The following is a 12,059-nucleotide window of genomic DNA, read 5'->3' on the forward strand; positions in this document are numbered from 1 at the left end:
CTGCCGACCGGCGGTGCCACCCCTTCCGGCTGTTCCGGCATTCATTTACCGGCCGTCCTTGCCCAACCGTGTGCGTAAGGTGCTGGCAGCCGGAAGGATGACGAGTCGGGAGGGAGCTCGACATGGACGACAAGGAATCACTCCGCGTGGGCGCCGCGGTCCGCCGGCGGCGCAGATCCCTGGGGCTCACACTGGCCGCGGTCGCGAGCCGCAGCGGCCTGTCCGTGCCGTTCCTCAGCCAGATCGAGAACGAGCGGGCCCGGCCCAGCGCCCGGTCGCTGGACCGGGTGGCCGACGCCCTGGAGACCACCACGGCACGGCTGTGCGCCGCTGCCGACTCGGCGCGCGCCGTTGAGGTGGTCCGGGCGGGCGCGGGGGACGGGGTGCGCCGAGTGGTGCGCGGGCGGCATCAGCTCAGCGCGCTGGAGTTCACCGGCGAGATCGACCTCGGCCGGGAGTTCCAGCACCGCAACGACGAGGTGATGTACGTGGTGGACGGTGCCGCGGAGGTGGAGGCGGAGGGGCAGGCCTACCGGCTGGAGCGCGGCGACACGCTGTTCCTGTCAGGTGGGGTACGGCACCGTTGGCGGGCCACGGTGCCGGGGACGCGGCTGCTGCTCGTCGCGGTCGCGGAACACGTCGACGCCACGAACGACCCGAGACGCTGACACCCGGTGCCCGAACCGGTGCCTGTTCGCCTGCCTCGCCGGCCCCGACGGCGTCCCGCACGCCGACCATGCCGCCGGGCGGGCTCCGAGGGTACGTCACACGCGGCGGTATCTCACGTGGTCCGGGCCGCCACAGGCCGGGGCGCCTGCGGCGCTGCGAGCAGCGCTCCGCTGAACAGCCCACGCAGCGTGCGCAGCCCGGCCGTCGCCCAGGCCGTCACCAGCAGTACGTACAGTGCGACGGCCAGCCAGCTGAACGCCGTCAGACCAGTGTGCCGGGCCAGTCCCGCCGCGCCCGTGACGCACGTACCGACCGGGAAGGTGAAGCCCCACCAGGTCATGCTGAACGTCATGCCCGCCCGTACCGCGCGTACCACCATCGACGCGGCCAGCGCCAGCCACAGCAGCGCGAACCCCATCACCGGCACCCCGTACAGCACGGCGAACGCCCCCAGCGCCCCGGCGTACGGTGCCTGGATCGCGCCCGGCGCCACATCGGCGAGCTGATTGACCGCCGTCGTGGACTGCCCCAGCGGACCGAGGACCAGGAACAGCGTGGGAGTCAGGGCGAGCGGCAGCGGCCCCCGGTGGACCAGCCGCGAGAAGATCAGCGGCAGCATCACCAGCGTCGCCAGCAGGCTGAGCCCGAACATCGCATAACAGGCGAGCAGCATCGCCTCCCGCCACTGACCCGCGGGCAGCTCCGGCACCAGCAGGGGGCCGAGCGCCGCGGACACCATCGGCGCCACCACCGGCAGCAGCCAGACCGGCGACGCGGTCCCGGGCTCCGGGCGGTGGCGTACGACCATCAGATACGGGATCGCGACCGCGGCGGCCAGGCCGATCAGCGTGCCCGAGGTGTACAGGACCACGTCCGCGGCGAGGGCGGCCCGATGCCCGATGACGTCCCGGCCGACCGTCATCGTGGAGCCGCCGACGGCCAGCAGCGCCATCGAGAGGCAGCCGTAGAAGGGGGCGACGGCCGGGTCGAGGAGATGGGCTCGGGCCTGGTCGCGGTGGGCGAACCAGTGTCCGGCGCGGGCGGCGAGGACCGCGGTGAGAACCACTGCCGCCAGCGCCCACACCACCGTGCAGGCCGCCCGCAGCCCGGGCACGTGCACGGGGAGCGCCGCGCCCGCGCCGGCCACGATGGCCGTGCCCATGACCGTCGCGTACCAGTTGGGGCCGATGTGGCGCAGAGAAGGAAGCCGCACAGCGGCGGAGTACGGGGCGCTCGTCTGCGCGCGGGTCTGCGGAATGATGGCCATGCCACGATTTTTGTACCGGGGGCCGTCCCCCACCAGGGAGATTGTCCCTATGAGGTCATAAGCTGGCTTTATGCCCAGCGACGCACCCACACCTGCCCTCCTGTCCCACCGGGTCCCCGACCTCGGAGCGCTGGAGCTGCTGCTCGCCGTCGCCCGGCACGGCAGCCTGGGACGCGCGGCGCTGGACGTCGGCATCACCCAGCCCGCCGCCAGCAGCCGTATCCGGTCGATGGAACGCCTGCTGGGCGTCGCCCTCCTCGACCGGTCGCCGCGCGGCTCCCGGCTCACCGACGCGGGCGCGCTCGTCACCGACTGGGCACGCCGGATCGTCGAGGCCGCCGAGGCCTTCGACGCGGGTGCGCAGGCGCTGCGCGACCGGCGCGACTCCCGGCTGCGGGTCGCCGCCTCCATGACCATCGCCGAATATCTGCTGCCCGGCTGGCTGATCGCACTGCGCGCCGAACGGCCGGACACCGCGGTCTCGCTGCTCGCGGGCAACTCGGCGGCGGTCGCGGGGCGGCTGCTCGTCGGCGAGGCCGACCTCGGATTCGTGGAGGGGCTGTCCATACCGGAGGGCCTCGACGGCACGGTCATCGCGCACGACCGCCTCGTTGTCGTGGTCGCCCCGTCCCATGCGTGGGCCCGCCGCCGCACACCGCTGACCCCGCAGGAACTGGCCGCGACCCCACTGATCCTGCGCGAGCGCGGCTCCGGCACCCGACAGGTCCTGGACGCGGCACTGGCCGTGCACGGCGGGCTGGCGCAGCCACTGCTCGAACTCTCCTCGACGACAGCGGTGAAGGGCGCGGCGGAGAGCGGTGCGGGACCGTGCGTCCTGAGCGAACTGGCGCTGGGGGAGGAGCTGTCCTCGCGGCGGCTGGTGAAGATCCCGGTGGCGGGGGTACGGCTCCGACGCCAGCTGAGGGCGGTCTGGCCTTCGGGGCACCGGCCCACGGGCCCGGCTCGCGACCTGCTCTCCCTGACGCGGTCGAACCCGTCCGGCGACTGAGGACGGAGCGCGGCCTCCGGGTTCATTCCTCCCCGCATTGTTGGCCGGGATGAGCGAGCCATTCGTAGGGTTCACAACTGCTGGGTAAACACATGGTTTTGGCGAGCGTGGACACTGCCCAGGAACGGTTGGCTCACCTGCAGGGACCGTTTCACGAGCGAGGAGAGCGCCCTCGCGGCGGCACGGTGGCCGAGCCCCGACGGTGGATGGCCGGCCTGCCCGGCCGGCCGGGCAGGACCCGCCCGGCCCAGCACGGTCCGCAGATCCGGGAAGCGGAATCCGGCGGGTCCCACCGAGGCCGCGTATCACGTCACTGGACCCGCCGGGTCACGCGCTGACGGCGTACGGGGCGAAGTCGTCCAGCATGATGACCCAGCCTTCCTCGCGGAAGATACGGGTGCCCTCGTCCCTCAACTCCGGGTCCCCGGTGGCATGCTCCACCCAGGCGAGCGGGTCCGGGCCGAGCAGCGCCCGCAGGCGTGGAGAGGCCGCGAGCAGTTCCGCGAGCAGGGCCGCCTGATCCGGCTGCGCGGGCCGGGGTGCTCCGTCGGGCCCGGCCAGGACACCCATGGCGCTGGTGTACAGGTGCACCTTGTCCAGCAACGCTCCGTTGGGGAGGCGCATGGGGAACTCGTCCCGGGGCAGCACCACCCGCTCGTAGTACGGGATCTCGGTTTCGTCGACGGCCTTGAGCTGGTCGTCGTCCAGCCAGGTCACGGCCAGTGTCAACTCCGCACCCTTGTCGGCGAAGGGCGCGGTCGCCACGTATCCGGCGGGGTAGATGTGGGCACACATGCCGATCGCGATGCCCCGTGTGCTGACCGGCACCATCGGGACGGTCCCCGACAGGCCCCGGCTCACCAGCTTGTCGTTCAGCTGTGCGGGGGAGGCGTTGGAGCCGACCGACACGGCAGGGTGCCGGTCGCCGAGCAGTGCGAGCCCCTCTGCGGCCAGGTGTACGTCGAGAGGGACCGGCCCCCCTTCCGTGAGGACGTTCCAGTCGTCGACGGGGCCGCGGCCGGCCTCGAGTTGCAGCAGACACCCCTCGTGGAGAAGGGACGGCTCCGTGATCGGCAGCCCGGGGTACGTGAGGGGGGCCTTGGCGGGCACGGTGGCAAGGCCGAGCGCTTGGAGCGAACGATTCAGCACCCTGCTTCTCCTTATGGGCGACACGGTCGACATGGTGAGCTTGCCACAGCGGAGGGTCGAAGTGAGTGACAAGGGGAAGTGCACCGCGGGGCCGGGTGCGAGGGCATGGCTAGAATCATTGATTCTCTGCCCAAGTAGCTTATACGGGGGGGCTTTTGATGATGCTGACGCGTGCCGTGATCAGCGGGCGGGGTCACCCGCGCTTTCGTACGTCGCTGCGCTGGTGGATCGCCGAACGCACGGTGCTGGGGCTGTTCGGTCTGGTGATCGGCGGGCTTGTGCTGTTGTCGGCCGCGATGGCGGTGGGCCTGACCCTGACCCTGCACTCCCCGCGCAGTCAGGCCGAGCGGCTGGGAGACTCGGGGCACCTCCTGGATCTCACCCTCCAGTCGCTTCGGGCGTGCGTGGGAACCGACAGCATCAGTCCCCAGGAGGACAACACGGCCCACGAGGCGCTCTCCACCATCGCGTCGGTCATCGGAGCCATTGTGCCCGCGACTCTGGTCGGTGTCGTCTTCATCAAGATGTTCTCCGTGAGGCCCTTCGTCTGGCGGCGGAAGGTGAGTCTCAGTTACGCGCACCAGGCCGACGCCCGTGAGTTCGCGGAGGCGCACGTGGGCCGCGACGAACGGATCATCGCCGTGCGGTTCTACAACCGTATGGAGAACCTCTCCGTCATCGATCTCACCGCCCGCGTCTATCTCTGGTACCTGCGCAAGTCGCCGCACGACGGCACTCCGGTCTTCTACAAGCAGCCGTTGCGGGTGCTGGACCAGCAAGGCAATGTCGCACAGGAGCGGACCTGGTTCGTCATGGACCGCGGATCGCCCTTCACGGTGTGGATCCCCGTGGAGGCGGCCGTGCCGAGCCTTCCGATCACCCGGATACAGGGCACCGATCTGCAGGGCGCCGAGTCCGTGAGGATGCTCGTCCGCCTGACGGCCAAGGCCGGCGGACTGGGCACGGAGGTCTTCGGCGAGCGCTGGTTCGACCTGGGCGGCGAGGACTTCGAACTCGGCAGATTCGCCCCCCTCAAGCCACAGGTGGACGTGGATATCCGCAAGTGGGAGGGGTGGCGGAGGTTCGACGAGCTTCTCGCCCCCGAGACAGTCGCCCGCGAGCAACTGCCGCAGCACGTCAAGGAGTCGGCGCCCTCCCGCTGGGGTTTCGGCCGCCGCGGGCGTGCGGCCTACCGCGCGGCGGCTTCCGGCACTGTGACCGGCCCGGTGAGCCGGCTTCCGCGCTCGTCCCGCCCCTGACGTACTGGAGTGCCCCGGGTCCGGGGGTGGGTCCGGAACCTGGAGTGGAGCAATGAGTAACGCGACACCGCCCGGCTGGTCTCCGGACACGGCCGCTCCGGGCAGCGAGCGGTGGTGGGACGGTACGGCATGGACCGCCCACACCCGCCCGCGGCCGACCACAACGCAGGAATTCGGTCCCGTGCAGCCCGCTCGGTCCGCCGGTCCCGGTCAGGTCAACGGCGGCGGAAGCGCAGGACCATCGCCCCTCGACCGCCGGCAGCGAGTTGCCCGTCGTCGTGCGCTACGCCTTCGACGCCGGTCCCGCCGGGACCCGCTCGCTCTCGTGGACACCCTCACCCGGGCCATCCGGCCGATCGACGACAGCGAGACGAGCGGCGTCGTCGGCAGCTCCGTCGCCCCTTGACGCCGGCCTCGTCAGAGGAAGGTGCGGCCCTCGCCCCGGTAGGTCGGCACGGTCGCCGTCACCCGGTCGCCCTCGATCAGCTGCAGCTCGTCGAAACGCTCGCACAGCTCACCGGCCTTCGCGTGCCGGAACCACACCTTGTCGCCGATCAGCAGATCGTCGGCCGGGGCGCCGAGCAGCGGCGTCTGCACCTCGCCCGGACCCTCCTGCGGGTCGTAGCGCAGTCCCTCCGGCAGATACGGGACGGGCAGCCGGTCCGCACCCGCGGCCCCCGATGCCGGGTAGCCGCCGCCGAGCACCGTCACCACACCCACGCCGGGCCGCCGCACCACGGGCTGAGCGAACAGCGCCGCCGGGCGGGCCGTGAACGACGTGTAGTTGTCGAACAACCGCGGCACGTAGAGCCCCGACCCGGCCGCGATCTCGGTCACCGCGGACTCCGCCGCCGTGTGCTGCACGCTGCCCGTACCGCCGCCGTTCACGAACTCCAGGTCCGGCGCCACCGTGCGCACCGCCCGGACCACCTCCGCCCGCCGGGCCGCCAGCTCCTTGCGTGCCGTCGCCTGCATCAGCCGGATCGCCCGGGACCGCAACGGCCGGCCGGCGACCGCGTCCCCGACCCCGGCGACGTGCCCCTCGTACGCCATCAGACCGACCAGCCGGAAACCGGGCCTGCGCGCCACCGAACGCGCCAGCTCCGCCAGCTGGGCGGGGGAGCGCAACGGCGAACGCCGCGCGCCGATCCTGATCCGGCCGCCGAGCAGCTGCAGAGAGGTGTCCAGTTCCAGACAGACCCGGATCTCCTCCCGGCCGCCGGCCCGCGCCGCGTCGATCAGTTCCAGCTGTGCGTGGTCGTCCACCATCACCGTCACCGCGGCGGCGAGCTTCGGGCCGGCGGCCAGCTCGGCGAAGGCGGACCGGTCGGCCGACGGGTACGCCAGCAGGACGTCGTCGAACCCGGCCCGGGCCAGCCACAGCGACTCGGTCAGCGTGAACGACATGATCCCGGCGAAGCCCGGCCGTGCGAGCACCCGCTCCAGCAGGGTCCGGCAGCGCACCGACTTGCTCGCGACCCGGATCGGCTTCCCCGCCGCCCGGCGGACGAGATCGTCGGCGTTCGCGTCGAAGGCGTCCAGATCGACGACGGCGATCGGGGCGTCGAGGTGGGCGGTAGCCCGGTCGTAGCGGGTCCTGTCAGCGGCACGCGCGGTCATGGCCGCAGCTTGCCAGACACCGCTACCGGTGGGTAGGGGGATGATCCGGGCAGATCCCACGGGGCTGCGGCGCCCCGCTCCCACCCGGCCCCTCCCAGCCCGTAGAGTGACCGGCACGCGGCGGCCAACGGGCCTGCGTGTGACGGTGATCCGCGAGCGGTACGGAATGTGGACCAGGGGGGCGGATGAGTACCGAGGCGCAGCGCGCTCCCGTGCCGCCCCGCCCGCTGACGCCGCCCCGCCCGGCCGGATCCCCGGACGAACCGGGGCACACGGCGGAACCCGTGGCCCCGGTCGTGCCCGCCGCGTCCCCGGCCCAGGCGAGCCCGAGCCCCGATCCGGCGCCGCGTCACGTCCCACTGCAGAGCCAGAGCCAGAGCGGGAGCCGGCCCCAGAGCCCGGATCCCGGGCCGAGCCCGGTCCCGGAGCAGCAGCCCGTGGAGACGACCACCCGGCTCCGTCCCGTGAGCCCGATGGCCGTCCACGCCCCCGGCCCTGCCCCCGCATCTCCTCCGTCACGCCCCGAGACGCCGCCCGCCGCGACCCGCCGTCGGCCGGTCGGTGCCGTGGATCTCACCCTGCGGCCCGGCGCGATACCGCCCCCGCCGCACCCGGGCGGCTATGCCCCGTACCGCCACGGCCACCGCCCGTACCCCGGTCCCGAGACGCCCGCCGAGACCACCACCCGGCTGCGCCCCGTCCGTACCCGTCACCCGGCCAGGTCCGCGGCCGCCGCGGCCTGTGTCGTGCTCGGGCTCGGGCTGATCGGCGGCGCGGTCACCGGGGCCTATCTCACCAGCGAGTCCTCGGCCTATCCCGGGGTCCGTGACCCGTACGTCACCGGCCGCACCGCCTGGCGGGACGTCCCCGTGGACACCCTCTTCCCGCGCACCCTCAAGGGGGAAGGCGCGGGTCCCGGCGGTGCGGACCGGGTCTGGACCCGGATCGGAGTCGCCCCGGACAGCGGCTGCACGACCGCGCTCGACCCCCTGCTCCTCACGACGCTCCGCCCGGTCGGCTGCGAACGGCTGCTGCGAGCCACGTACACCGACGCCACGTCCAGCAGCGTCACCACGGTCGGCATGGTCTTCACCGAGGGTGCAACGGACGGGATGAGGGCGTTGAGCACCCGCTTCACCGACCAGCACCTCGACACCCGCACCGACCTCATGCCCCGTACGTACTCCGTCAAGGGCACCCCTGCCGCCGGGTTCGGCGACGGGCAGCGCGCCACCTGGACCGTCCATGTGCTGACCGAGGTACCGGTCGTCGTGTTCGCCGTCTCCGGCTTCGCCGACGGGCGTACGGTCACCGACCCGCAGCCTGTTGCCAGGGCGATGGCCGCGGACTCCACGACGGCCGCCGCGCAGGCAGGTCTTGGTCATGAGGCCAAGGGCATCGCCGACCGGATCGAGCGTGGGCTGCGCCGGACCGTCACCGATCTCTCGGAGAATCCGCAATGAGCAGCCGACGCCGCCACCGCCGCGCACTCGGCGCGGTCTGCGCCGCCACCGCGTTCGCGCTGCTGCCGGCCGTCCCCGCCCGGGCGGACACGATCAGGCCCCAGCAGTGGGGCCTCCAGGCGCTCCACACCGACCGTGCCTGGCAGACCACCAAGGGCAAGGGGATCACTGTCGCCGTCGTCGACACCGGTGTCGACGACAGCCTTCCCGACCTCGCGGGCCAGGTGCTGCCCGGCAAGGACATGATCGGCTTCGGAGCCCGGCACGGCGACCGTTCCTGGGCCCGGCACGGCACCGCGATGGCCGGCATCATCGCGGGCCGCGGCCACGGTGTCGGCCGCGGTGACGGGGTGCTCGGCATCGCCCCCGAAGCGAAGATCCTTCCGGTCCGGGTGATCCTCGAAGCCTCCGACCCGTCCCGCGCCGAGGCCCGTGAGTCCCGCGGGACGGCCCTGGCCGACGGCATCCGCTGGGCCGCCGACCACGGCGCCGATGTCATCAACCTCTCCCTCGGCGACGACAGCGAGTCCGCGCACCCCGACGGCGGTGAGGACGCCGCCATCCAGTACGCGCTGAAGAAGGGCGCCGTCGTCGTCGCGTCGGCGGGCAACGGGGGCGAGAAGGGCGACCACATCTCGTATCCTGCCGCCTACCCCGGCGTGATAGCGGTCGCCGCCGTCGACCGGTACGGCACGCATGCCTCGTTCTCCACCCGCCGTTGGTACGCCACGGTCAGTGCCCCCGGTGTCGACATCGTCGTCCCGTCCCCCGACCGTCACTACTACATCGAGTGGGGGACCTCGGCCGCCTCCGCGTTCGTCTCCGGCGCGGTCGCGCTGGTCCGGGCCGCGCACCCGGGGCTGTCGCCCGCCCAGGTCAAAAATCTCCTCATGGACACCGCGCGCGACTCACCCGAGGGCGGCCGCGACGACTCCCGGGGCTACGGCATCGTCGACCCGGCCGCCGCGATCAAGGCGGGCGGCACGCTCCGTCCGGCCGGTCCGAAAACCGATTCGGCCGCGTCCGCCGCCTCCGCGAAGACCGGCTACAGCAAGCGGTACTTCGGCCCGGGCCCCACCCCGCGGCACGAGGACGAAGCCCTCGCCGGCTGGCTCGCCCCGGTCGCGGGCGGCCTCGGAGCCGTACTGCTGGCACTGGCCGTGCTGCTGTGGCGCGGCAGGAAACCCTCCGCGCGCCGCTGAGGCCGGGCCGCGGGCACGCTCACCGCGCCCCGTCGAGCACCCGCACCGCGGCTTTCGCGACCGACTCCACCCGCTCGATGCCCGTCTCCTTCGTCTGCTGCCCGGCGGAGAGCACCGCCACCAGATACGTGTGCCCGTGGGCCGTCACCTGCCCGATGCTGTTGATGTCCCACAGCCCGGTGGCGCTCCGCGGCATCCAGCCGTTCTTCAGCGCCCAGTCGCTGCCCGCCGCCGACACCCCCCAGTGCTGGTCGGCCGCCACCCCGCGCATCAGCCCCTGCAGATACGTACGGGAGTCCTCGCTCAGCTTCGAATGCGTACCGAACACCGTCCTGAGCAGCTTCAGCTGATCCGCCGACGTCGTCTGTGTCAGCCCCCAGGCGTCGGCGGCGGTCGTGCTCGTCAGCCCGAACCGCTGGTTGGCGGCGTCGAGTCCGGCCGCCCCGCCGATCGCCTGCATCAGCGAGGTTGCGGCGTCGTTGTCGCTGTTCTCGATCATGGTGACGGCCCGGCTGCGCTCGTAGCCGGTGAGCTCCCGCCCGTCGTCCTGGGCCCGCAGCAGCAGTGCCGCGAGGATGTCGACCTTGACGATGCTCGCAGTGGCGTACATCCGCTTCCCGTACACCGCACCGGCCCCGCTGCCGGTGTCCAGCACCGCGACCGACATCGTGGAGTCACCGGTCAGCGGCGCCACCGTCGCTGCCAGCTTCGCGTCGAGGTCCACTTGGGGCTCCCTGCTCGTCACCACCGGGGCTGCCGACGATACGGAGGCGACGGGGCGGGGCGCCGCATCCGAGGGCCGGCCCATCGGATATATGTCTCCCGCGGCCGAACCGGCCGGCAGGACCACGGCCGTGATGGCGGCGGACAGCGCGGACGTACGTATTCTCGGCATCGGTAGAGGCATGGAGCGGACGCTGGGAAGAGGATCCGGCAGAGGGCCGTGGCGCACCTGAGGACGGCGTGAGAAACCGCACCGACTACGCTCGCCCTGTGGCGCAGAAGAACATTCCGAACCCCGGTTACTCCGACGACGACGGCACGGCCGATCCCGCACTGGCCGCGGCGCTCGCCGCCTGGGCCGAGGACCGGACGGCCGTCGGCCCGGTCCTCGAAGCGCTCAAGGGAGCCAGGCTCCTGGTCCCCGTCGTCGCCGTCCTCGGTGAAGTGGAGGAGGTCGAGGAGACCAGTCGCGAAGCGGCCGGCAAGGGTGGTGGTGGGCGACGGGTGGGCGGGCTGCGCCGGGAGAAGACCAGCGACATGGCCGTCCCCACCCTCCAGGCCGGTGACCGCCGCGCGCTGCCCGCTTTCACCTCGACCGCCTCGCTGGCCCGCTGGGATCCGCAGGCCCGACCCGTCGCCGTGCCCCTGCACCAGGCGCTGCAGGCGGCCGCGCACGAGAAGGCGGACACGGTCGTGCTCGACCTCGCCGGTCCCGTGGCGTACGAACTGACCGGCTCCGCGCTGCTCGCCCTCGCCGAGGGCCGTACCAGCGCCGACCCGCTGGACGACCCGGCGGTCACCTCAGCGGTACGGGACGCGGTCGCCGCCGAGCCCGCCGTGCTCCGCGCCCACCTCGTCCCGGGACGGTCGGGCGGCACCCTCGCCCTGGTCCTGGCGCCCGAAGCGGGCCCCGCCGAGACGGCCCGCCGGGTTGCGGAGTCGCTGGCCGCCGACGAGGTTCTGCGGGCACGCCTGGTGCGGGGCCTGGACCTCGCCGTGCTTCCGGCCGACACGGTCACGCCCGGTGAACCCCTGTTCGCACGCTGATCACCCCGCCGGCCCCACGCGCGGGAGCAGCCGCCCCGACGGGGTGGTCGCGGCGCTGGTTCACCGGCTGACTCGACAGAGCGTGACGTGGGAACGCAGTGAGCCCCTGCCCGGACGGGCAGGGGCTCACGGTCGTACGGAGGGGGAGGGGGAGGGGGAGGCGACTCAGCCGAAGACGGGGCCGGTGTACTTCTCTCCGGGGCCCTGGCCCGGCTCGTCCGGCACCAGCGAGGCCTCGCGGAACGCCAGCTGCAGCGACTTCAGTCCGTCCCGCAGCGGCGCCGCGTGGAAGGAGCTGATCTCCGTGGTGCTCGCGTCCAGCAGGCCGGCCAGCGCGTGGACCAGCTTCCGGGCCTCGTCGAGGTCCTTGTGCTCGTCGCCGTCCTCGGTGAGGCCGAGCTTCACGGCGGCCGCGCTCATCAGGTTGACGGCGACCGTCACGATCACCTCGACCGCGGGGACCTCTGCGATGTCGCGGGTCAAGTCGTCGAAGCCGGGGGTTTCACTGCTGGGGGTCGCGTCACTCATGCGCCATACGATAGGCGCACGTCGGCACGGTCCCGCCTGCGGGAGTGGTCTGCGGCAGCTGGTTAGCGCACGCCCCGGTGAGCTGCTAGCCTGGTGTTACGACCGGCTGGGCACCTATGCGCC

11 protein-coding genes and 1 pseudogene are annotated in these 12,059 nt (G+C 72.7%); 7 read left to right on the top strand and 5 right to left on the bottom strand.

From position 1 onward, the window contains the following. The first annotated feature begins 122 nt into the window (after positions 1–122). Positions 123–668, top strand: coding sequence for a helix-turn-helix domain-containing protein (locus AB0I23_RS29655; protein ID WP_277325231.1), 546 nt, complete (start codon positions 123–125; stop codon positions 666–668). Between the two features lie 113 nt (positions 669–781). On the opposite strand, the gene AB0I23_RS29660 is transcribed toward AB0I23_RS29655, so the two are convergent. After that, a complete protein-coding gene (locus tag AB0I23_RS29660) occupies positions 782–1,936 on the bottom strand; it encodes a TDT family transporter (protein WP_359113848.1) in 1,155 nt (384 codons plus the stop codon). Positions 1,937–2,006: 70 nt separating this feature from the next. Here AB0I23_RS29660 and AB0I23_RS29665 point away from each other — a divergent pair, with 70 nt between their 5' ends. Next, positions 2,007–2,945, top strand: coding sequence for a LysR family transcriptional regulator (locus AB0I23_RS29665; protein WP_359113849.1), 939 nt, complete (start codon positions 2,007–2,009; stop codon positions 2,943–2,945). Positions 2,946–3,272: 327 nt separating this feature from the next. Here AB0I23_RS29665 and AB0I23_RS29670 read toward each other — a convergent pair whose 3' ends face one another. Next, positions 3,273–4,094: a hypothetical protein gene (locus tag AB0I23_RS29670; RefSeq protein WP_359113850.1), complete on the bottom strand. Its 822-nt coding sequence runs from the start codon at positions 4,092–4,094 to the stop codon at positions 3,273–3,275. Between the two features lie 158 nt (positions 4,095–4,252). Between AB0I23_RS29670 and AB0I23_RS29675 the strand changes: the two genes are divergently transcribed. Both AB0I23_RS29675 and AB0I23_RS29680 read left to right on the top strand, forming a co-directional pair. Then, positions 4,253–5,353, top strand: coding sequence for a hypothetical protein (locus AB0I23_RS29675; RefSeq protein ID WP_359113852.1), 1,101 nt, complete (start codon positions 4,253–4,255; stop codon positions 5,351–5,353). 52 nt (positions 5,354–5,405) lie between these two features. Beyond that, a pseudogene (locus tag AB0I23_RS29680) lies at positions 5,406–5,501 on the top strand (DUF2510 domain-containing protein); the annotation flags it as partial. A gap of 269 nt (positions 5,502–5,770) precedes the next feature. Here AB0I23_RS29680 and AB0I23_RS29685 read toward each other — a convergent pair. Continuing rightward, positions 5,771–6,973: an amino acid deaminase/aldolase gene (locus tag AB0I23_RS29685; protein ID WP_359113854.1), complete on the bottom strand. Its 1,203-nt coding sequence runs from the start codon at positions 6,971–6,973 to the stop codon at positions 5,771–5,773. A gap of 566 nt (positions 6,974–7,539) precedes the next feature. Between AB0I23_RS29685 and AB0I23_RS29690 the strand changes: the two genes are divergently transcribed. Next, positions 7,540–8,436: a hypothetical protein gene (locus AB0I23_RS29690; RefSeq protein ID WP_359113909.1), complete on the top strand. Its 897-nt coding sequence runs from the start codon at positions 7,540–7,542 to the stop codon at positions 8,434–8,436. After that, a complete protein-coding gene (gene mycP / locus AB0I23_RS29695; protein WP_359113856.1) occupies positions 8,433–9,638 on the top strand; it encodes a type VII secretion-associated serine protease mycosin in 1,206 nt (401 codons plus the stop codon). Before AB0I23_RS29690 ends, mycP begins: the two co-directional genes overlap by 4 nt. Before the next feature lie 19 nt (positions 9,639–9,657). Here the strand turns inward: mycP and AB0I23_RS29700 are convergent, their stop codons facing one another. Next, positions 9,658–10,533: a serine hydrolase gene (locus tag AB0I23_RS29700; RefSeq protein ID WP_359113858.1), complete on the bottom strand. Its 876-nt coding sequence runs from the start codon at positions 10,531–10,533 to the stop codon at positions 9,658–9,660. 98 nt (positions 10,534–10,631) lie between these two features. Between AB0I23_RS29700 and AB0I23_RS29705 the strand changes: the two genes are divergently transcribed. Continuing rightward, on the top strand, positions 10,632–11,408 hold the full coding sequence (locus AB0I23_RS29705; RefSeq protein WP_359113860.1) for an SseB family protein: 777 nt from the start codon (positions 10,632–10,634) through the stop codon (positions 11,406–11,408). A 165-nt stretch (positions 11,409–11,573) separates the two neighbouring features. Here the strand turns inward: AB0I23_RS29705 and AB0I23_RS29710 are convergent, their stop codons facing one another. Continuing rightward, complete coding sequence (locus tag AB0I23_RS29710) at positions 11,574–11,936, bottom strand: DUF1844 domain-containing protein (RefSeq protein ID WP_359113861.1); 363 nt, start codon at positions 11,934–11,936, stop codon at positions 11,574–11,576. Positions 11,937–12,059: the final 123 nt, after the last annotated feature.

It is taken from the genome of Streptomyces atratus (genome assembly GCF_040655115.1).
Taxonomy (GTDB): domain Bacteria; phylum Actinomycetota; class Actinomycetes; order Streptomycetales; family Streptomycetaceae; genus Streptomyces; species Streptomyces atratus_D.